This is a genomic window from Streptomyces sp. NPDC001492, from assembly GCF_053597275.1.
In genome coordinates this window covers 79,739-100,640 of record NZ_JBSFHW010000040.1, presented here as the reverse complement: position 1 = coordinate 100,640, position 20,902 = coordinate 79,739, and the positions used below count along the sequence as shown (strand labels likewise).

Annotated in this window: 19 protein-coding genes and 2 riboswitches; of the genes, 11 read left to right on the top strand and 8 right to left on the bottom strand. The window is 68.9% G+C overall.

Annotation, left to right across the window (positions count from 1 at the left end):
• From ACWC1K_RS38005 to gcvT, 4 genes are all read right to left on the bottom strand, one after another.
• Positions 1 to 1,232, bottom strand: a 1,232-nt coding sequence (locus ACWC1K_RS38005) for an L-serine ammonia-lyase (RefSeq protein ID WP_450837469.1), incomplete at its 3' end; no start/stop codon positions are given.
• 56 nt (positions 1,233 to 1,288) lie between these two features.
• Positions 1,289 to 2,554, bottom strand: a complete 1,266-nt coding sequence (gene glyA / locus ACWC1K_RS38000) for a serine hydroxymethyltransferase (protein WP_450837468.1) — start codon at positions 2,552 to 2,554, stop codon at positions 1,289 to 1,291.
• Between the two features lie 14 nt (positions 2,555 to 2,568).
• Positions 2,569 to 2,946, bottom strand: a complete 378-nt coding sequence (gcvH, locus tag ACWC1K_RS37995; RefSeq protein WP_099931447.1) for a glycine cleavage system protein GcvH — start codon at positions 2,944 to 2,946, stop codon at positions 2,569 to 2,571.
• 129 nt (positions 2,947 to 3,075) lie between these two features.
• Positions 3,076 to 4,194, bottom strand: coding sequence for a glycine cleavage system aminomethyltransferase GcvT (gene gcvT, locus ACWC1K_RS37990; RefSeq protein ID WP_450837467.1), 1,119 nt, complete (start codon positions 4,192 to 4,194; stop codon positions 3,076 to 3,078).
• A gap of 43 nt (positions 4,195 to 4,237) precedes the next feature.
• Positions 4,238 to 4,338: riboswitch (glycine riboswitch) on the bottom strand.
• Positions 4,339 to 4,443, bottom strand: a riboswitch (glycine riboswitch).
• A gap of 172 nt (positions 4,444 to 4,615) precedes the next feature.
• Here gcvT and ACWC1K_RS37985 point away from each other — a divergent pair.
• The 3 genes from ACWC1K_RS37985 to ACWC1K_RS37975 all read left to right on the top strand — a co-directional run bounded on the left by ACWC1K_RS37985 (position 4,616) and on the right by ACWC1K_RS37975 (position 7,084).
• Positions 4,616 to 5,320, top strand: coding sequence for an AAA family ATPase (locus tag ACWC1K_RS37985; protein WP_450837472.1), 705 nt, complete (start codon positions 4,616 to 4,618; stop codon positions 5,318 to 5,320).
• A gap of 82 nt (positions 5,321 to 5,402) precedes the next feature.
• The gene (locus ACWC1K_RS37980; RefSeq protein WP_450837466.1) at positions 5,403 to 6,197 is read left to right on the top strand and encodes an enhanced serine sensitivity protein SseB; all 795 of its coding nucleotides are present in this window, start codon (positions 5,403 to 5,405) and stop codon (positions 6,195 to 6,197) included.
• Positions 6,198 to 6,289: 92 nt separating this feature from the next.
• Entirely contained in the window at positions 6,290 to 7,084 is a 795-nt protein-coding gene (locus ACWC1K_RS37975) for an enhanced serine sensitivity protein SseB C-terminal domain-containing protein (RefSeq protein ID WP_450837465.1), read from the top strand.
• Between the two features lie 199 nt (positions 7,085 to 7,283).
• Here the strand turns inward: ACWC1K_RS37975 and ACWC1K_RS37970 are convergent, their stop codons facing one another.
• Positions 7,284 to 7,796 carry a hypothetical protein gene (locus ACWC1K_RS37970; protein WP_450837464.1) on the bottom strand — a complete coding sequence of 171 codons (513 nt, stop codon included), beginning with the start codon at positions 7,794 to 7,796 and terminating at the stop codon, positions 7,284 to 7,286.
• Positions 7,797 to 8,355: 559 nt separating this feature from the next.
• Positions 8,356 to 8,544: a hypothetical protein gene (locus ACWC1K_RS37965; protein WP_450837463.1), complete on the bottom strand. Its 189-nt coding sequence runs from the start codon at positions 8,542 to 8,544 to the stop codon at positions 8,356 to 8,358.
• 483 nt (positions 8,545 to 9,027) lie between these two features.
• On the opposite strand from ACWC1K_RS37965, the gene ACWC1K_RS37960 reads away from it, so the two are divergent.
• From ACWC1K_RS37960 to ACWC1K_RS37930, 7 genes are all read left to right on the top strand, one after another.
• A complete protein-coding gene (locus ACWC1K_RS37960) occupies positions 9,028 to 10,029 on the top strand; it encodes an ABC transporter permease (RefSeq protein WP_450837462.1) in 1,002 nt (333 codons plus the stop codon).
• Positions 10,030 to 10,121: 92 nt separating this feature from the next.
• On the top strand, positions 10,122 to 11,888 hold the full coding sequence (locus ACWC1K_RS37955) for an ABC transporter substrate-binding protein (protein ID WP_450837461.1): 1,767 nt from the start codon (positions 10,122 to 10,124) through the stop codon (positions 11,886 to 11,888).
• A gap of 127 nt (positions 11,889 to 12,015) precedes the next feature.
• The gene (locus tag ACWC1K_RS37950; RefSeq protein WP_450837460.1) at positions 12,016 to 13,017 is read left to right on the top strand and encodes an ABC transporter permease; all 1,002 of its coding nucleotides are present in this window, start codon (positions 12,016 to 12,018) and stop codon (positions 13,015 to 13,017) included.
• Positions 13,014 to 14,111, top strand: coding sequence for an ABC transporter ATP-binding protein (locus tag ACWC1K_RS37945; RefSeq protein ID WP_450837459.1), 1,098 nt, complete (start codon positions 13,014 to 13,016; stop codon positions 14,109 to 14,111). Before ACWC1K_RS37950 ends, ACWC1K_RS37945 begins: the two co-directional genes overlap by 4 nt.
• A 14-nt stretch (positions 14,112 to 14,125) precedes the next feature.
• Positions 14,126 to 15,400 carry an ABC transporter ATP-binding protein gene (locus tag ACWC1K_RS37940; protein ID WP_450837457.1) on the top strand — a complete coding sequence of 425 codons (1,275 nt, stop codon included), beginning with the start codon at positions 14,126 to 14,128 and terminating at the stop codon, positions 15,398 to 15,400.
• A 192-nt stretch (positions 15,401 to 15,592) separates the two neighbouring features.
• Positions 15,593 to 16,984: a M1 family metallopeptidase gene (locus ACWC1K_RS37935; RefSeq protein WP_450837456.1), complete on the top strand. Its 1,392-nt coding sequence runs from the start codon at positions 15,593 to 15,595 to the stop codon at positions 16,982 to 16,984.
• Between the two features lie 32 nt (positions 16,985 to 17,016).
• Entirely contained in the window at positions 17,017 to 17,673 is a 657-nt protein-coding gene (locus ACWC1K_RS37930) for a trimeric intracellular cation channel family protein (RefSeq protein WP_450837455.1), read from the top strand.
• Here ACWC1K_RS37930 and ACWC1K_RS37925 read toward each other — a convergent pair.
• On the bottom strand, positions 17,582 to 18,805 hold the full coding sequence (locus ACWC1K_RS37925; protein ID WP_450837454.1) for an alpha/beta hydrolase: 1,224 nt from the start codon (positions 18,803 to 18,805) through the stop codon (positions 17,582 to 17,584). The genes ACWC1K_RS37930 and ACWC1K_RS37925 overlap by 92 nt on opposite strands.
• 165 nt (positions 18,806 to 18,970) lie before the next feature.
• Between ACWC1K_RS37925 and ACWC1K_RS37920 the strand changes: the two genes are divergently transcribed.
• Positions 18,971 to 19,831 carry a thioesterase family protein gene (locus tag ACWC1K_RS37920; RefSeq protein ID WP_450837452.1) on the top strand — a complete coding sequence of 287 codons (861 nt, stop codon included), beginning with the start codon at positions 18,971 to 18,973 and terminating at the stop codon, positions 19,829 to 19,831.
• 372 nt (positions 19,832 to 20,203) lie between these two features.
• On the opposite strand, the gene ACWC1K_RS37915 is transcribed toward ACWC1K_RS37920, so the two are convergent.
• The gene (locus tag ACWC1K_RS37915; protein WP_450837450.1) at positions 20,204 to 20,800 is read right to left on the bottom strand and encodes a TIGR03086 family metal-binding protein; all 597 of its coding nucleotides are present in this window, start codon (positions 20,798 to 20,800) and stop codon (positions 20,204 to 20,206) included.
• Positions 20,801 to 20,902: the final 102 nt, after the last annotated feature.

Here is a 20,902-nt window from a genome sequence, read left to right as displayed (position 1 = left end):
GCCATCCGGGCCGCGGTGACCGCCTTGACCGCGGCCATGCCGTTGCGCTCGATGCAGGGGATCTGGACCAGGCCGCCGACCGGGTCGCAGGTGAGGCCGAGGTTGTGTTCCATGCCGATCTCGGCGGCGTTCTCGACCTGTTCGGGAGAGCCGCCCAGCACCTCCGCGAGCGCGCCCGCGGCCATCGAGCAGGCCGAGCCGACCTCGCCCTGGCAGCCGACCTCGGCGCCGGAGATGGAGGCGTTCTCCTTGAAGAGCATGCCGATGGCGCCCGCGGCCAGCAGGAAGCGGACGACTCCGTCCTCGTCGGCGCCCGGCACGAAGTTGATGTAGTAGTGCAGGACCGCCGGGATGATGCCCGCGGCGCCGTTCGTCGGGGCGGTCACCACGCGGCCGCCCGCCGCGTTCTCCTCGTTCACCGCCATCGCGTAGAGCGTGATCCACTCCATGGCGTGCGCCAACGGGTCGCCCTCGGCGCGGAGTTGGCGCGCGGAGAGCGCGGCCCGGCGCCGCACCTTCAGACCGCCGGGCAGGATGCCCTCACGGGACATGCCACGGGATACGCACGCCTGCATGACCCGCCAGATGTCGAGGAGCCCCGAGCGGACCTCGTCCTCGGTGCGCCAGGCCCGCTCGTTCTCCAGCATCAGGGCGGAGATGGAAAGGCCCGTCTCCTTCGTCAGGCGCAGCAGCTCGTCGCCCGTGCGGAAGGGGTACTTCAGCACCGTGTCGTCCAGCTTGATGCGGTCCTGGCCGACCGCGTCCTCGTCGACGACGAAGCCGCCGCCCACCGAGTAGTACGTCTTCGACAGCAGCTCCGTGCCCGAGGCGTCGAACGCCCACAGGGTCATGCCGTTCGCGTGGTACGGGAGGGCCTTGCGGCGGTGCAGTTTCAGGTCGTCGTCGAAGGAGAACGGGATCTCGTGCTCGTCGAGGAGCCGGATCCGGCCGGACGACTTGATCGCCGCCACCCTCTCGTCCGCCGTCTCCACGTCCACCGTCCGCGGCGAGGCGCCCTCCAGGCCGAGCAGCACCGCCTTGGGGGTGCCGTGGCCGTGGCCGGTCGCGCCGAGGGAGCCGTACAGCTCGGCACGGACGGACGCGACGGAGCCCAGCAGCTCCTCGCCCCGCAGACGTCGCGCGAACATGCGGGCCGCGCGCATCGGTCCCACCGTGTGGGAGCTCGACGGGCCTATGCCGATCGAGAACAGGTCGAAGACCGAGATGGCCACGGGAACTCCTCCGAAAAGGGTGGGGGCACACGTCGTCGGGTGCCCCCACCGGGGAACTACTTGTTCAGACCGGGGTACAGCGGATGCTTGTCGGCAAGCGCCTTGACCCGGGCCTTGAGCGCCTCGACGTCGTACGACGGCTTCAGCGCCTCGGCGATGACGTCCGCGACCTCGGCGAAGTCCTCCGCGGTGAAGCCGCGGGTGGCCAGCGCCGGGGTGCCGATCCGCAGCCCCGAGGTGACCATCGGCGGGCGCGGGTCGTTCGGGACGGCGTTGCGGTTGACCGTGATGCCGACCTCGTGCAGCCGGTCCTCGGCCTGCTGCCCGTCCAGCGCGGACTCGCGCAGGTCGACCAGGATCAGGTGCACATCCGTGCCGCCGGACAGCACGTTCACCCCGGCCTCGCGGGCATCCGCCGCCGTCAGCCGCTCGGCCAGGATGCGCGCACCCTCCACCGTACGCCGCTGCCGCTCCTTGAAGTCCTCGCTCGCGGCGACCTTGAAGGAGACCGCCTTCGCCGCGATCACATGCTCCAGCGGGCCGCCCTGGAAGCCCGGGAAGACCGAGGAGTTCAGCTTCTTCGCGAAGTCCTGCTTCGCGAGGATGATGCCGCCTCGCGGGCCGCCCAGCGTCTTGTGCGTGGTGGAGGTCACGACATCGGCGTACGGCACCGGGTTGGGGTGCAGCCCGGCCGCGACCAGGCCCGCGAAGTGCGCCATGTCGACCCACAGGTACGCCTCGACCTCGTCGGCGATCCGGCGGAACTCGGCGAAGTCCAGCTGCCGCGGATACGCCGACCAGCCCGCGATGATCACCTTCGGGCGGTGCTCCTTGGCCAGCTTCTCCAGCTCGGCCATGTCGACCAGCCCCGTCGCCGGGTCCACGTGGTAGGCGACCACGTTGAACTGCTTGCCGGAGAAGTTCAGCCGCATCCCGTGGGTGAGGTGGCCGCCGTGTGCCAGGTCCAGGCCCAGGATGGTGTCGCCGGGCTGGGCCAGCGCGAACAGCGCGGCCTGGTTGGCGGAGGCACCCGAGTGCGGCTGCACGTTGGCGTACTCGGCGCCGAACAGCTCCTTGACCCGGTCGATGGCGATCTGCTCGGCGACGTCCACGTGCTCGCAGCCGCCGTAGTAGCGCCGGCCCGGATATCCCTCGGCGTACTTGTTGGTCAGGACCGAGCCCTGGGCCTCCATCACCGCCAGCGGCGCGAAGTTCTCCGAGGCGATCATCTCGAGCGTCGACTGCTGGCGGTGCAGCTCGGCGTCGACCGCGGCGGCGATGTCCGGGTCGAGCTCGTGCAGGGGCGTGTTCAGTACGGACATGCGTCTACGGCTCCTCAGCCGGCGTTCTGGGCGGTGTACTCGTCGGCGGAGAGCAGATCGGCCGGCTCCTCCGTGACGCGGACCTTGAAGAGCCAACCGCCCTCGAAGGGGGCCGAGTTGACCAGGGACGGGTCGTTCACCACGTCCTCGTTGATCTCGGTGACCTCACCGGTGACGGGGGAGTACAGATCGCTGACCGACTTGGTCGACTCCAGCTCGCCGCAGGTCTCGCCCGCGGTCACGGCGGAGCCCACCTCGGGAAGCTGGGCGTAGACGACATCGCCGAGCGCGTTGGCCGCGAACTCCGTGATGCCGACCGTCGAGACACCGTCCTCGGCGGCCGACAGCCACTCGTGCTCCTTGCTGTAACGCAGCTGCTGGGGGTTGCTCATGGCCTGAATTCTCCTGTACGCGGTGGAGTGCTGATGAATCGGGGACTGCTGAAAACGCGTGTGAGCAGCGAAAATGTGCGCGGGGTCACGTCCGGGGACGGCGCCCCCTCGCCCAGTCTCGGTCAGTGTCTACTTCTGGCGCTTGTAGAACGGCAGCGCCACGACCTCGTACGGCTCGTGGCTGCCCCGGATGTCCACGCCGACACCCTCGGTGCCGGGCGCCGCATGCGCCGCGTCGACGTACGCCATCGCGATCGGCTTGCCCAGCGTGGGGGAGGGGGCACCGGAGGTGACCTCACCGATCACCTCGCCGCCCGCGACGACGGCGTACCCGGCGCGCGGGACCCGACGGCCCTCGGCGACCAGGCCGACGAGGACGCGCGGCGGGTTCTCCGCAGCCCTGGCGGCCGCTTCCTGGAGCGCCTCGCGCCCCACGAAGTCGCCCTCCTTCTCGAACTTCACCACCCGGCCGAGCCCGGCGTCGAACGGCGTGAGCGAGGTGGACAGTTCGTGCCCGTACAGCGGCATGCCCGCCTCCAGGCGCAGGGTGTCGCGGCAGGACAGCCCGCAGGGCACCAGCCCGAGGGGCGCTCCCGCCTCGGTCAGCGCCTGCCACAGCTTCTCCGCGTCACCGGGGGCGACGAAGAGCTCGAAGCCGTCCTCGCCGGTGTAGCCGGTGCGGGCGATGAGGGCGGGGACGCCGGCGACGGTGCCGGGCAGGCCGGCGTAGTACTTGAGGCCGTCGAGGTCGGCGTCGGTGAGCGACTTCAGGATGCCGGGGGACTCGGGGCCCTGCACGGCGATCAGCGCGTAGTTGTCCCGGTCGTCGCGCACCTCGGCGTCGAAGCCGGCCGAACGCTCCACCAGCGCGTCCAGCACCACCTGGGCGTTGGAGGCGTTGGCGACGACCATGTATTCGGTCTCGCCGAGCCGGTAGACGATCAGGTCGTCCAGGATGCCGCCGTCGGCCCGGCAGATCATGGTGTAGCGGGCGCGGCCGACGCCGACGGAGGCGATGTTGCCGACCAGGGCGAAGTTCAGGAGCTGGGCGGCCTGCGGGCCGGTGACGGTGATCTCGCCCATGTGGGAGAGGTCGAAGAGCCCGGCCTTCGTGCGTACGGCGAGGTGCTCGTCGCGCTCGGAGCCGTAGCGCAGGGGCATGTCCCAGCCGGCGAAGTCGGTCATCGTCGCACCGAGCGAGCGATGCAGGGCATCGAGCGCGGTGTGACGGGGTGCGGTGCTGCTCATCGGACGGTCGTCTCCCAGGGCGAATGCAGACGGGCGAGGTCGTTCCTCCCCATCTGTCATCGGAACCTGAGAGGTTCGCCATGAAGTCATGGCTTGCACCTTGGGTGGGACCACCGGATCCGGTGGCCCGCTTTTCAGATGTGCCTCGCCCGCGCGGTAACGGGGCCTGAGAGATTCAAGGGAGGGACTTGCTCCTTCGGCGCCCCAGCGACACAGACGTACTGCCGGGGACTCTCCCGCGCGGATTCAAGCGGCCGGTATGCAGTTGGCGCGCACATCATTGCACGCCTCGTCCGTCTGCGGCAGGGCCCCATCTTGTAACTGGGCTGTGGCCGGAACCGAACGGAACCGCGAGAGATCGTGCATTACCTTCTCTTTACATTAGATGGGGAGAACCTTTCCTGACCCCGCAGGGAGGACGATCACGGTGAACAGGACCACGGTGTACGCCACGACTTCGGCCGTCGCGCTGCCCGAGCAGCCCGTGGCGCCGGCCGGGGACGCACGCGGCCCCCACGCTCGGCTGCGCTCGCGCGGGGGGACCCGCACGGCACCCGTGGTCCGCGACCTGCGCGACCGCTCGGGGCACAGCCCGCACGCCCTGCTCTTCGGCCCCCGTGACCTCGTGGTGGTCACCGGCCTGCCCGGCAGCGGCAAGTCCACGCTGATGGAGCGCGCGGTCCGCGGCCTCCGCATCGACTCCCAGGACGCCCGCGACCGCTGGGAGGCCCGCACGCCCCGCTTCCTGCCCTACGGGGTCTACCGCCCCCTCGTCCGCCTCGCCCACTACGCCGGACTGCGCCGCGCCCTGCGCAGCGGCGAAGGGGTCGTGGTGCACGACTGCGGTACGCAGGCCTGGGTGCGCGGCTGGCTGGCGCGCGAGGCCCGCCGCCGCGGCGGCACCCTTCATCTGCTGCTGCTCGACGTCACGCCCGGCACGGCCCTGGACGGCCAGCGCGAGCGCGGCCGCGGCGTCTCGCGCTACGCCTTCCTGCGCCACCGCACGGCAGCGGCCCGGCTGATCCGCGCGGTGGAGCGGGGGGACCTGCCCGAGGGCGTCGGCTCGGCGGTGCTGCTGGACCGGGACGCGGCGGACGTGCTGCGCAGAATCGGTTTCGCGGGCTGACGCACGGACCACCCCCTTTGTCCGCCCCACCCGCTAGCCTTTCCAGCCACAGCAGTGGTTCTCAGCAGGCGGTCGGACACAGATGGACTTCGCAGCGGATCTCCCCGCGGACTTTCCCATGCAGGCGCACCCCCATCCGCACGGCGGATGGCCCGGCAACGAGCTGGAGGAGGTGCTGTCGGCCTCCCTCGGCATACCCTCGGCCGGCGGCCGGATCCTCGAGGTGCTCGGCCGCAGCTTCCTCTGGGTGCCGCTGCCGAACGGCGGTGACCTGAACAGCGGCCCCCTCGACCTGCCCACGCTGGAGATCGAGGGCCAGGCCTTTGTGCCGGTCTTCAGCTCCGAGGAGCAGTTCCGGCAGGTCGTCGGCTCCCACATGGCGTACACGATCGCCCCGGCCGTCGACTTCGCCCGCGGACTGCCCCCGCAGGTCGGTCTCGCCGTGAACCCGGACGGCGTGATCGGCATTCCGCTCCCGCCGGCCGCCGTCGCCGAACTCTGCCGCGTGGGCCGCACCCCGCTGGACGGCCCCGCCTCCGGCGGCCGGGTCAAGCTCTTCGAGCCGGACTGGCAGGACGACCCGATCGACTTCCTCGCCGCGGCCTCCGCCGAGTTCGCCGAGACGGGCGTGGTCGTCACGGCCCGCCGCTGCCTCGCCGCCGTCGAGACGGCGGACCCGGTGATGTTCGTGGGCGTCGAACTCTCCCAGCGGGAGGGTGACATCAGAGCCCTCCCCCTGGAGGCCCTGAGCCGCGCCATCACCAGGATCCCCACCCAGTGGCCGGTCAACCTGGTCCTCCTGGACGTGACGGACGACCCGGTGGCGATGTGGATGCGCGAACAGGTGCGCCCCTTCTACACGAGGGATCACCTGTAAGTGCTGCCAGGGGGAACGGACCACCAAATCCCGAGCTCCCGGGCGCTTAAGCTGTTGGCATACGCGGGGCAACCACCAGAAGGGGCACACACGTGAGCGCCAGCACCACGACCGGGACGGTCGAGAACATGCTGCGCCAGGTGACGCCAGGGCGCTACGACGCCTACGAGGCACTCCTCCGCGCACTCGCGACCCCCGGCTCCGGCCAGGTCTGGATGCTCCTGTGGCACGGCCAGGCGGGCTCCCCGGACGCCCAGTACGGAAACATGGAGGTCGACGGCTACGGCTACGCCCCGTGCGTCACCTCCGCCCAGGAACTCTCGGCCAGCGGCTGGAACAGGTCGTACGAGGTGGTCGACGGCCTTGACGTCGCCCGGACCCTGTACCCCGACCACTTCGGCCTCTGGCTCAACCCGCACGCCCCGGGCGGCGGCGTGGGCATTCCCTGGCTGGACCTCCGCCGTATCGCCACCGGTCTGGAGCGCCAGGCGGCCGGACCGCTGCGGATGTCGGAACCCACGATCGAGATCCCGCAGTTCTACGCCCTGCTCGCGCAGAACGCGCACCGCACCCCGGCCGTCCGCTCGCTGCGCCGCGCCTGGGTGCAGCCGGCGCTCGGGGCGCCGTACCTCGCCATCGGGCTCGACGTGTACGACACCAGCCCGCCCGCGGTGGACTCGGTGCGGGCGATGATGCAGCAGTCCATCGGCGCCGTCCCGGACGGACTGCCGGTGTCGACGGTGGCGATGTCGGACGAGTACGACCCCGTGGCGCTGTGGATGCGCGCGAGCGCCCGCCCCTTCTACGACCGCGAGGCCCACGCGGCCGCTCCGGCCCAGGCTCCGGCGGGCGGGTACGGCTACCCGCCGGTGCGGGGCGGATACTGAGCACGAGAGCAAAGGAAACGGGACCCCGCACCGGTGCGGGGTCCCGTTCTCACGCGTTGTGCCTTGCTTCGGCGCGCTCTCGCGCATCCACAGGTTCTGGCAACGGGTGGTCGGCCCGTTGCAGCCTTTCACCAGTACCACCAATGCGATGGTGCCGGGGTTGCGCCGTCACGCGTGGCACGGCGCTGTGCTGGGGGGTTCAGGAAGAGGTTTCCCAGTACCGCCAGCCGACTTCCTTGACGGGAAGGATGGCGGTCCCGCTGTCCAGGACCTGCTGCGTGCAGTCGGGCCTGTCGCGGGTCTTCTGCCAGTCGACGCTGTATCCCCACGTGCCGTACCACGCGTGCCCGTATTTGTTCGACGAGATGTTGTGCGAGTAGGTGTGCCCGACGGTCACGGCGACGGATTTGGTGATGGTGCTGTTTACGGAAACCTTGGCGGAGGCGATGACGTCAGAGACGGACACCTCGGCCCCTGCGGAAATGCTGGCCGACAGGGTCCCCGCCTTGGTCACGCTCACGGAGATGGTGCCGCCCTTGCCGTCCTTGAACTTGTTCGCACTGCCGATGAAGTGCGTGTGGTGCGCGGTGATGCCGACAGCGACGTCCGGCGGGCACCCCCGGGGGGCAGCCATAGCTGTTCCCGTCCCGACGATGGCTGTGAGTGCAACGGTGGATGAAAGTGCTGTTGCCAGACCAACTACCTTGCGCATTGCCGCTCTTTCTCTCATGGCACCCCCGTTGGGCGCAGTGGAAACCTAGAGGCAGAACCGTGCGCATGACAAGGCGTGCCGGCGAAATTTGAGGTTCTCCTGAGGTAAATTCCCCCCCTTCCTGCCGGTAGGGAGAATTCAGGGAATTGATACGGGAGCATCAACAGGCCGTAGCCGGTAGCGGTAAGAGAATCAGTCGGTATCGGTAAAAGAATCGGCAAACACGCGGCACTTTCAGTCGTGGCCCCTGATCGGGTGACAGGCGGGGCCTCGACGTATTCGCCTGATGCCCGGTTCGTGATGATCTGCCAGTGCCCGCGAGACCCACGCGGTGTACGCGCCGGCAGCCGAAGTCCCTTCCCTGGAAAGACATCCCGCTTCAGGGACGTACCCGGGGCATCGGCGAATCGGACGTCACGCGACTGCGCCGAAGCCCTGCTCGCATGCCCCGGGCGGCGGTGCCCGGACAGCGAGAACGGGACCCCGCCCGCGGTGCGGAGTCCCGTTCCTGTGCTTCATGCGCCGTCACGGCGACTGTCGATGGGCAGTCGCGCGGACGCTATACGTCCTCGCGCTTCCAGACGACCCGCGTCTTGGCGCAGTCGGGAACGCTCCACCCGTACTTGGCCACCGTCTGCTTCCGGGCCAGGTGGTGCAGCCGGATGCGCTGGTGCTGCGCCGCACCGCTCGCGGTGAACCTCCTGCGTGTGGTCGGATTCCCCGTTCTTTTGCGCCCGACCAACTGCACAAAAGGTGCATCACGCCCTGAGCGCGTCGGATCAACGATGAGGAGCGCAGGTCTCAACATCCGTGTGCTGCCATGGCATTGGGGAAGGGAGAGCCCCACCGCCTCAAGGCACGCTCATTTCCTCTCGTTTGCAGGAGTCAACGCGCGAGCAACTCGCAGTGAATGTCCCGACTTGCGCCTCGGGCAGTTGTTGACCAAAGACCCAAAACCGACAAGCCATCTCCATGCTGTGATTCAGGTCACGCGGATCGCGCTTCAGTCAGTTCGCGTACCGTCGGCGCTACTCGCTGTCCGCATAACGGGAAACCGCAGCCTGCATCACGGTTGCGCATCCATTCGCCGTCAAGGCTGGCACCTGATTGCGCAAGCGTTGAAGACTCCCCCTTCAAGGGGTACGCCCCTGTGTGCAAACGGATTGATTGGCGCCGCTACCAGCGGCAAGTGTGGGCCGGCCACCGCCGGTTGAGAGGGGTCCCTGTCCAGATGACGGCGCCACTGCATGACATGGCCGCGGAAGCGGACCCGACTGCGTCTGCCGATCCCGTGGAGGCGGGAGCCGGGAAGATCGAGGGCCGGTCGCTGAAGCAGATCGCCTGGAGGCGCCTGAAGCAGGACAAGCTGGCTCTGGCGGGCGGTGTGACGGTCCTCCTCCTTGTGCTCGTCGCCGTCTTTGCCCCGCTGATCGTCTCCCTGCTGGGCCACCCCCCGAACGAGTTCCACCAGGACAAGCTGGACCCCCTGACCAACCTCCCGCAGGGCGCCTGGGGCGGTGTGAGCGGCGACTTCCTGTTCGGCGTCGAGCCCAACAAGGGGCGTGATGTCTTCAGCCGCATCGTCTACGGCGCTCGCATCTCGCTCCTCGTGGCCTTCCTCGCCGCCGTGGTGGCGACGGTGCTGGGCACCCTGTTCGGTATCGTCGCCGGCTACTTCGGCGGTTGGGTCGACTCGCTGATCAGCCGCATCATGGACGTGTTCCTGTCCTTCCCGCAGCTGCTGTTCATCATCTCCCTCGTCTCGGTGCTGCCCGACGATCTGCTGGGCCTGACCGGCACGGGCGTGCGGGTTGCCGTACTCGTCCTGGTCATCGGCTTCTTCGGCTGGCCGTACGTGGGCCGTATCGTCCGTGGGCAGACACTCAGCCTCAGGGAGCGCGAGTACGTCGAGGCCGCGCGAAGCCTGGGCGGCGGCAGCCGGCACATCCTGTTCAAGGAACTGCTGCCCAATCTGGTCGCGCCGATCCTGGTCTATGCGACCCTGATGATCCCCACCAACATCCTCACGGAGGCGGCCCTCAGCTTCCTCGGCGCGGGTGTCCGGCCGCCGACCGCGTCCTGGGGAGGCATGCTGCGCGACGCGCTGCAGACCTACGAGCACGACCCGATGTTCATGGTCTTCCCGGGCGTCACGATCTTCATCACCGTCCTGGCCTTCAACCTCTTCGGTGACGGCCTGCGCGACGCGCTGGATCCCAAGGGAACGCGCTGATCCACGATCTGCCCCTGCCGCATCGTCAGGTGGCTCTTCTCCATGGTTCTTCGGCCGAGGCCGGGACCGCGAATCTCGGAGGTTACGAGAAAATGCCCACAGGTTTCCCGAAGCGGCGGCTCGCTGCTGGCGCGGCCCTCGTTGTCGCGGCGCTGGTGAGCACCACTGCGTGCGGCGGCGGCAGCGACAATGACAGCAAGGACAAGGGAGCCGGCTACAACGCCGCTCTGAACAAGGTCGTCAACGCGTCCACCAAGAAGGGCGGGACGCTGAAGTTCATCGGCAAGCAGGACTTCGACTCCCTCGACCCGCAGCGCCAGTACTACGGCATGAGCTGGGACTTCTCGCGGTACTACGCCCGCACCCTGGTCACCTACGACACCAAGCCGGGCGCGGCGTCCAACAAGCTGGTCGGCGACCTCGCCACCGGCCCCGGGCAGGTGTCGAGCGACGGCAAGACCTACACCTACAAGCTGCGTTCCGGACTGACCTGGGAGGACGGCTCCAAGCTGACCTCCAAGGACATCAAGTACGGCATCGAGCGCGCCTGGGCGACCGACGTCATCACCGGCGGTCCCGGCTATCTGAAGAACACGCTCGACCCCAAGGGCGAGTACAAGGGTCCGTACAAGGACACGTCCAAGGACAAGCTGGGCCTGAAGGCGATCTCGACGCCCGACGACCAGACCATCGTCTTCCACCTGCCCAAGCCCAACGGTGACTTCGAGCAGTTCCTCGCCATGCCCTGCGGCGCGCCGGTGAAGGCGAGCAAGGACACGGGGGCCAAGTACACCCAGCACCCGTTCTCCTCCGGCCCGTACAAGATCCAGTCGTACAACCCGGGCAAGAGCACGGTCCTGGTCCGCAACACCGCCTGGAACAAGGCCTCCGACCCGATCCGTCCGGCCCTCCCGGACAAGATCACGGTGACGGTCTCCGCCAACCTGGAGGAGAACGACAAGAAGCTGATGGAGGGCGACTACGACATCGACGTCAACGGCACGGGCATGACCCAGTCGGGCCGTGTCACCGCTGTCGAGGACCACCGCGCGGACATCGACAACATCCAGACGTCCTTCGTCCGTTACGTGGCCCTGGTCCACCCGGCGAAGCCGCTGGACAACGTCCACTGCCGCAAGGCCGTCTTCTACGGCACCGACTTCGCCAGCCTTCAGCAGACCCGTGGCGGCGCGGTCGCCGGCGGTGACATCGCCACCTCGATCTTCCCGAAGTCGATCCCGGGCTACAACAACTACGACCCGTACGGCATCCTCGCCCGCAAGGGCAAGCCGGACGTGGCCAAGGCGAAGGACGAGCTGAAGCAGTGCGGTAAGCCGAGCGGGTTCTCCACCAAGATCACTGCCCGGACCAACAACCCGGGTGAGGTCGACGCCGCCGAGGCCCTGCAGAACGCTCTCGGCAAGGTCGGCATCAAGCTGGAGGTCGACTCCATCGACGGTGCCCAGGCCTCCAGCATCACCGGCTCGCCGAAGGTCACCAAGGACCGCGGCTACGGCATGGTGATGAGCGGCTGGGGCCCGGACTTCTCGACCGGCCAGGGCTACGCGCAGCCGCTGTTCGACAGCCGCTTCCTCGTGCCGAACGGCAACTACAACGAGTCGCAGCTCAAGGACCCGCAGATCGACAAGATCTTCGACGATGCGATCGCCACGACCGACAAGGCCAAGGCCACGTCGTTGTACGAGCAGCTGAACAAGCGGATCATCGACAACGCCGACTGGATGCCGTTCATCTACGAGAAGAACATCTCGTGGCGCGGTCCGCGCGTGACGAACATCTACTCGTCCGCCGCCTACAGCGGCCGCTACGACTACGTGTCCCTGGGCGTCGTCAAGTAGTCGCCGCATCCTGAAGTGACCCGACCCTTGCCGCCGAAACCCGCCAGTCCGAAGGGCAGGTGATGGCCTGGGCGGTGGCCGGAGGCTCCTCACAAGGGGGCCTTCGGCCGCCGCCGGGCCGAGCACAGTGCTTGTTTATCTCATCCGGCGCCTGTTCGCCGTACTCATCATGGTGCTGGTCGTCCTGCTCGCGACCTTCACCGTCTTCTACATGCTTCCCAAATGGGCGGGCCAGGACATCGCCGTCCTCTTCGCCGGCAAGGCCACCGGGGCCGAACAGATCGAAGGCATTCGCACCAAGCTCGGCCTGGATCAGCCGCTGTTCGTGCAGTTCTGGGATTTCGTCAAGGCCATCCCGCTGGGCCGTGACTACGCCAACGGCAACGACGTCACCCACTGCCCGGCCCCCTGCTTCGGCTACTCCTTCGTCACCGAGAAGCCGGTGTGGGACACCCTCAAGGAGGCCATGCCGGTGACCGGCGCGCTCGCCCTCGGCGCCTGCGTGCTGTGGCTCGTCGGCGGTGTCGCCGCCGGTATCGTCTCCGCGCTCAAGCGCGGCTCGATCTGGGACCGCGCCGCGATGATCGGCGCCCTCGGCGGTGTGTCGCTGCCGGTCTTCTTCACCGGCATGGTGGCGATGGGCATCTTCGTCCACAGCTTCGGCTGGATCCACATCCAGGACGACCTCAATACCGGCGACTCCATCGGCACCTGGTTCGAGACCCTGCTGCTGCCCTGGATCGTGCTGGCCCTGCTGAACGCCGCGATGTACGCCCGGCTCACCCGGGCCACCATGCTCGAGGTGCTCGGTGAGGACTACGTCCGCACCGCCCGCGCCAAGGGCCTGGGCGAACGCACCGTCATCACACGGCACGCCCTGCGCTCCGCCATGACCCCGATCCTCACGGTCTTCGGCCTGGACCTGGGTGCCCTGCTCGGCGGTGCCGTGCTGACCGAGTCCACCTTCAACCTTCCCGGACTCGGCCTCGCCGCGGTGCAGGCCATCAGCAGCCACGACCTGCCGGTCATCCTCGGGGTGACCCTGTTCGCGGCCCTTGCGATCGCCGTCGCCAACCTCGCCGTCGACCTTCTGTACGCCGTCATCGACCCGCGAGTGAGGCTGGGATGACCGAACTCAGCAAGACCGGAGCAGCCGTGGGCGAACCCACCTCGGCCTCGCCGGCCCCGACCTCCTTCCTGGAAGTGCGCGATCTGAAGGTGCACTTCCCGACCGACGACGGCCTGGTCAAGTCCGTCGACGGGCTCTCCTTCAAGCTGGAGAAGGGCAAGACCCTCGGCATCGTGGGCGAGTCCGGTTCCGGCAAGTCGGTGACCTCGCTCGGCATCATGGGCCTGCACACGGCCGGCCAGTACGGCAAGCGCAAGGCGCAGATCTCCGGCGAGATCTGGCTGGACGGCACCGAGCTGCTGAGCGCCGACCCGCGCGAGGTGCGCAAGCTGCGCGGCCGGAACATGGCGATGATCTTCCAGGATCCGCTGTCCGCGCTGCACCCGTACTACACGGTCGGCCAGCAGATCGTGGAGGCGTACCGCATCCACCACGACGTCGACAAGAAGACCGCCAAGCGCCGTGCGGTCGAGATGCTCGACCGGGTGGGCATCCCGCAGCCGGACAAGCGGGTGGACAGCTACCCGCACGAGTTCTCCGGCGGTATGCGCCAGCGCGCGATGATTGCGATGTCGCTGGTCAACAACCCCGAACTGCTCATCGCGGACGAGCCGACGACCGCCCTGGACGTGACCGTCCAGGCGCAGATCCTCGACCTGATCCGGGATCTGCAGAAGGAGTTCGGCTCCGCGGTCATCGTCATCACCCACGACCTGGGCGTCGTCGCCGAGCTCGCCGACGACATCCTGGTGATGTACGGCGGCCGCTGCGTCGAGCGCGGTCCGGCGGAGAAGGTGTTCTACGAGCCCCGCCACCCCTACACCTGGGGCCTGCTCGGTTCGATGCCGCGCCTGGACCGCGAGCAGCAGGAGCGCCTGATCCCGGTGAAGGGATCCCCGCCCTCCCTGATCAACGTCCCGTCCGGCTGCGCCTTCAACCCGCGCTGCCCGTACGCCGACATCCCGAAGGACAACGTCACCCGCACGGTCCGCCCCGAGCTGACCGAGGTCGGCAGCCGGCACTGGGCCGCCTGCCACATGACGCAGGAGCAGCGGGAGCGTATCTGGACCGAAGAGATTGCGCCGAAGCTGTGAGCGAGGACAAGGCAGTGAGCATCCCTGCGCAGAGCCGAGGCGACCTGGTCACCAAGGCGGACGCCGCGCCCGGCGAAACGCTGCTGAAGGTGACCGGGCTCCAGAAGCACTTCCCGATCAAGAAGGGCCTGCTCCAGCGGCAGGTCGGCGCGGTGCACGCGGTCGACGGCATCGACTTCGAGGTCAAGGCCGGCGAGACCCTCGGTGTCGTGGGCGAGTCCGGCTGCGGCAAGTCGACGATGGGCCGGCTGATCACCCGGCTGCTCGAACCGACCGGCGGCACGGTCGAGTTCGAGGGCAAGGACATCACGCACCTCGGGGTGAGCGGCATGCGTCCGCTGCGCCGCGATGTGCAGATGATCTTCCAGGACCCGTACTCCTCGCTGAACCCGCGCCACACCATCGGCACGATCGTCGGCGCTCCCTTCAAGCTGCAGGGCGTCAAGCCCGAGGGCGGCGTCAAGAAGGAAGTGCAGCGGCTGCTGTCGGTGGTCGGTCTCAACCCCGAGCACTACAACCGCTATCCGCACGAGTTCTCCGGCGGCCAGCGCCAGCGCATCGGCATCGCCCGCGCGCTCGCCCTGAACCCGAAGCTGGTCGTGGCGGACGAGCCGGTCTCCGCGCTGGACGTGTCGATCCAGGCGCAGGTCGTCAACCTGCTCGACGACCTCCAGCAGGAGCTGGGCCTGACGTACGTGATCATCGCGCACGACCTCTCCGTCGTCCGGCACGTCTCGGACCGGATCGCGGTGATGTACCTCGGCAAGATCGTCGAGCTGGCCGACCGTGAGTCGCTGTACCGGGCGCCCATGCACCCGTACACCAAGGCGCTCATGTCGGCGGTGCCGATCCCGGACCCGAAGCGCAAGCACGCCAAGAGCGAGCGCATCCTGCTCCGGGGCGACGTGCCGTCGCCGATCTCCCCGCCGAGCGGCTGCCGCTTCCACACGCGGTGCTGGAAGGCGACGGAGATCTGTAAGACGACCGAGCCGAAGCTGGTCGAGCTGAAGCCCGGCCAGCAGGTCGCCTGCCACCACCCGGAGAACTTCGAGGACCAGGCGCCCCAGGACACCGTCCTGCTGACGGTCGCCAAGGAGGCGGCCGAGCTGGTCGCCGACGAGGTGCTCGCGGAGTCGGCGGAGACGTCGGCGGCGGTGGCGGCGGAGGTCGCCGCCGAGACCGAGACCGAGGCAGACGTGGCAGCGGAGGAGCCCGCGGAGGCGGAGGAGCCCGCGGAAGCGGCGCCCGCCGCCGAGTCCGGGAAGCCGGAAACCGGCGGCGAGAAGTAACCCGGAACCCGTCAGGGTGAATGCTCCGGCAGTCCGAACGGGCTGCCGGAGCATTCGCGCGACTACGGGACCGGACAGGAGTCAACTCCCCGACAGGCATGACGACTTGGTAAAGCCATGTACATGCCCATCAGGGGGAGTGCAGAGTCGGGCGTATCCGTCTGATCGGACCACGCACCGAAGGGGCTACCCATGGCACTCTCCCGTTCGGCACGCTTAGGGGCCGTCGCGACCGCGGCGGCCTCCTTCTTCGTCATAGCCGCCTCCTCCGCCCCCACCCCGGGCGCTCCGGGCATCGGCGACACCTACTTCCCCGACCTCGGCAACGGCGGCTTCGACGCCCGCCACTACGCCCTCGACGTGGCGTACAACCCGGACACCGACCGCCTGGACGGCCGTACGACGCTCACGGCCCGCGCCACCCAGGCCCTCTCCTCCTTCGACCTGGACCTGCAGAAGCTGGAGGTCACCGCGGTCGAAGTGAACGGCAGACGCGCCGGGTTCACCCGGGACGGCGACGAACTGCGCGTCACGCCGAAGGGAGTGCTCCCCAAGGGGCACACCTTCACGGTCACCGTCACCTACGGCGGTGTCCCCGAACCCCTCAACGGCCCGATCATCTTCGGCTCCGACTACGGGTGGATGAAGACCCCCGACGGCGTCTTCGTCGCCTGCGAACCCAATGCCGCCTCCACCTGGTTCCCGTCCAGCGACCACCCCGACGACAAGGCCACCTACGACATCCGCATCAAGGCGCCCAAGGGGCTGACCGGCGTCTCCAACGGCCGTCTCGTCTCGACGTACGACAAGGGCGACACGACGTACACCCACTGGCGCGAGTCGAAACCCATGGCGACCTATCTCGCGACCGCCACCATCGGGAAGTTCGACGTGAAGACGGGCACCACGCCTTCCGGGATCCCGATCTACGTCGCCATCGACCCGGTGCTCGCGAACAGCAACAACGTCGACGTGTACGCCGTCACCGCGGCGGCCACCGACTACTGGTCGCAGGTCTTCGGGCCGTACCCCTTCGAGGAGACCGGCGCGATCGTCGACGACATGCCCCAGGCCGGGTTCTCGCTGGAGGTGCAGAGCAAGCCGGCGTACTCGGCCGTGCGCAGCGAGTCGACGATCGTGCACGAGCTCGCCCACCAGTGGTTCGGCGACTCGGTCTCGGTCGAGCGCTGGAAGGACGTCTGGCTCAACGAGGGCTTCGCCACCTACGCCCAGTGGCTGTGGGCCGAGCACCAGGGCACCCGCAGCGCCCACGATTCCTTCCTGGCCGCCTACAACGCCCGCGCCGCCGACAGCCCCTTCTGGCAGATCACCGTCGCCGACCCGCAGCGCGACACCATGTTCGCCTCCGCGGTCTACCAGCGCGGGGCGATGACGCTCCAGACGCTGCGCGAACGCATCGGCGACGAGGCGTTCTTCAGGCTGCTGCCGGCCTGGACCAGGATCCACCGCTACGGCAACGCGAACACCGGGCAGTTCATCGCGCTCGCCGAGAAGATCTCCGGACAGAACCTCGACGACCTGTTCCAGAAGTGGATCTACACCACCGGCAAACCGGCCCTGTGAGGACGGTGCGGGCCCCCGAGTAAGAATGTGGGGTGCTCCATCAACTGTTCAGCCCCTCCGTCCAGCACACGCTCGACCTCGTCGGCATCTTCGTGTTCGCCATCTCCGGCGCGCTGCTGGCCGTCCGCAAGAACTTCGACGTCTTCGGCATCGCCGTGCTCGCCGAGGTCACCGCGCTGGGCGGAGGGCTGTTCCGGGACCTGATCATCGGGGCCGTGCCCCCGGCGGCCTTCACGGACCTGGGCTACTTCATCACCCCGTTGCTCGCCGCTCTCATGGTGGTCTTCCTGCACCCCCACGTCGAGCGCATCCAGGTCGCCGTCAACGTCTTCGACGCGGCCGGTCTCGGCCTGTTCTGCGTCGCCGGAACGATCAAGGCGTACGAGTACGGGCTCGGCCTCACCCAGTCGGCGACCCTCGGCCTCGCCACCGCGGTCGGCGGCGGTGTGCTCAGGGACGTCCTGGCCAACGAGGTGCCGTCACTGCTGCGCTGGGACCGCGATCTGTACGCGGTCCCAGCGATCGTCGGCTCCACCATGGCCGTCCTGTGCCTCCGCTACGACGCCCTGACTCCGTTCACCAGCGGGCTCGCGGTCGTCACCGCCTTCGTGTTGCGCCTGCTCGCGATGAAGTACCACTGGCGAGCGCCGCGTGCGTGGAATCGCCGGTCGACGGTGCGGGAGGAGTAGTGCTCCGGGCCCGCGCGTGGTGTTGGCCCATCTCCACGGTCAGCCAGCGGAACGACGGGACCACCTGCGGCCTCCACAGCGCCATGGTGTGGCCGCCCGCGCTCTTCGGGATGAAGATGACATGCACCGTGGTCGGCGCCTTCGCGATCTGTTCGAGGGCGACGCCGGCCTCGTAGCCGTCGCGCGGCTGGCCGGAGACGTACAGTGCGATCCGGGGCGGGGTGGGTGCCTTCCGCAGCAGCAGATAGGGGTTGTTCTCGGCCCGGACCGTCGGGTTCTGCGAGGCGAGCGAATTGCGTTCGCCGATCGGGTCGTTGTAGCCGGACATGCTGATCGCGGCCATGTAGCGGTTCGGGTGCGCGACGGCCAGCTTGACCGCGCAGTGCGCCCCGGCCGAGTATCCGGCGACCGCCCAGCCCTTGGGGCCGGGCTCGGCGCGGAAGTTGTCCATGACCATCTTCGGTACGTCGATGCTGAGCCAGCTGTCGGCGTTGACCTGGCCCGGGATGTTGGCGCAGCCGGTGTCCACGCCGGCCAGCAGGTTGGTGCGCGGGGCGACCAGGATGAACGGCGCGACCTGGCCGCTGCGCATCAGCGGGGCCAGCTGCTGGGTCGCCTTCATCGACCCGAACCAGGCCTTCGCCGAGCCCGGGTAGCCGGGGAGCAGCTCGACCACGGGGAACTTGTGGTGGCGGTAGCGGGGCTCGTCGTACTGCGGCGGCAGCCACACGTAGACCTCGGCGTTCACGCCGGAGACACGGCCCTTGAGCTGGGTCTCGCGCACCCCGCGCATGCCCGGTCCGGTGGCCGGGGTGAAGTCCTGCTTGACCCTGGGCAACCGTTTCAGCGCTATTCCGCCGGTGCCGTCGGCGCCCAGGTTGGCCGCCTGCTGCACATGGTTGCCCGTGCCGAGCAGGTCGGCCCAGTTGTCGTAGAGGTTGTTGGCGTTGTTGATGAACACGAAGACCAACGCGACGGCCGTCCCCTGGGCGAACAGCAGCATCAGCGTCCGGGCCGCCATGCGCAGCGCTCTCGGCCCGCGCATCCTCGTCCACAGGGCGAGCGGCAGTATCAGGGCGATCGCGAACAGCACGATCAGCGTGTAGAGGAACGGAGTCCCGGTGAGGCTCATGTCCCCATAGAGGGGGAGAGGTGCCCCGGGGTTGAGGACGAGTGGGGACACTTACCAAGAAATTGCCGGAACCTCACCCGGGAGGACGGCGGCCGAATGGAACGTGTCATGCGCCCGTAACCTGGAAAGCTACCGCTTAGTAGTTTGTCATTGTACGGTTCAGGCATGCCAGAAGCAGCTTCCGCGCAGGCCACCAGGGCCGCCATCGGTGACAGCGAGTTCGACCGGGACACCGCGCTCGTCGCGCGCGCACCCGGCGTGTACGACATCGACCTCTCCGCCGGCTGGACCATCATCAACGCCGTCAACGGCGGCTATCTGCTGGCCGTCCTCGGTCGCGCCCTCGCGGACGCCCTGCCGCACGCCGACCCGTTCACGATCTCGGCGCACTACCTGACGGCGTCCCAGCCGGGCCCGGCGGTCGTCCGCACCGACGTCGTACGCACGGGCCGCACCCTGTCGACCGGCCAGGCCTCGCTCTTCCAGTACGACGAGCAGGGCAGCGAGGTGGAACGCATCCGTGTCCTCGCCTCCTACGGCGACCTGGACGCCCTGCCGGACGACGTGCGGACGACGGCGCAACCGCCGGCGTTCCCGCCCATGGACCAGTGCTTCGGCCCCCAGGACGGCCCGGCCCCCGTGGATGGCAGCTCGGCGATCACCGACCGCCTGATGATCAAGCTCGACCCGTCGACCCTGGGCTGGGCCCTGGGCGCCCCCTCGGGCAAGGGCGAGATGCGCGCCTGGTTCGGCCTGGCGGACGGCCGGGACGCCGACCCGCTCTCCCTCCTCCTTGCGGTGGACGCGCTCCCGCCCACCGCCTTCGAACTCGGCCTGAAGGGCTGGGTGCCCACGGTGGAACTCACGGTCCACGTCCGCTCCCGCCCGGCCCCCGGCCCCCTCCGCGTCTCGATCACCACCCGCAACCTGGCCGGCGGCTTCCTGGAGGAGGACGCGGAGGTCTGGGACAGCAACGACCGCCTGGTGGCTCAGTCCCGCCAGCTGGCCCGCGTGAGGCTCGGCTGAGCGAGGCGCGCCGCGGGTTGCGCCGGGGCCGGGCGAGCGGCCTGCACCCCGGTGCCGGGACGCACTCTGCCCGCGGGCGCCGGCCTCTTCGGGGGCCGGTTGCGCAGGCCAGAGGATTTTCGCCCCCGCCGCCCCTTCCCGTCCCGACCCGGGGGCCGGCCCCCGGACCCCGGCTCCTCAAACGCCGGAGGGGCTGGATTTTGCCGGGAGCGGCTGATTTCCGCCCGCCGGGGTTTGATCTTTTCAGCCCGTCCGGCGTTTGAGGACGAGGCCGTTCAGGCCGAAGCGGGGGTCTGGGGGCGGCAGCCCCCAGGGGACGGGAAGGGGTAGGGGCGGCGGGGGCGGGATCGAGAAGCGGACCGTGGTGGGCGGTCAGGCTCGGCTGAGTGGAGCCCGTCCCAGCCAGGCTGCCAACTGGCTGTAGCTGTCGGCTCCTTCGGGGGCCGGCAGGAGGTCGGCGAAGGGAGTCTGCTCGTCGCGCTGCGGGTCGGGCAGAACACGGCGGGCGGTGGCGAGGGCGAAGGCGGCCAGCTCCGGGTCGAGTTCGAGCGGGTGGCCCAGGGACTCGGAGAGGTCCCAGGTGTGGGTCACCAGTTCCATGACGTAGCCGGACAGGGCCGCGCGGCCCGGGACCTCGCCCCAGGGGACGCGCACCGGCGCCTCCATGCGGTCGTCGCCCGCCCACGCCTTGAGGACCCGGGTGCGGACCTCGTCGTACACGGCCGTCCAGTCGTCGTCGGCCACGCCGTCCATGAACGGGCGTACGGCGAGCCCGTCGCCGCCCTCGCCGACCACCGCGATGCGCAGGGTGCCGCCGACCATGTGGCTGAGCAGCGTGCGCACGTCGAACTCGGTACAGGGAGTCGGTCCGGCCAGCTGCTCGGGACGTACGGTCTTGATGAGCGCCGCCGCCTGCTCGGTGGCGCGGGTGTAGACGGGGCGGGGGTCGATGGCGTTCATGGCGTTCATCGGGGCCTTTCTCTGACGGTCTCTTCGGGTCAGAGAGTCGCCGCATAACCTGACAGTTTCCGTCAACATTTGCCGGGGACTTCGTACGGCGCGATTCTGGTG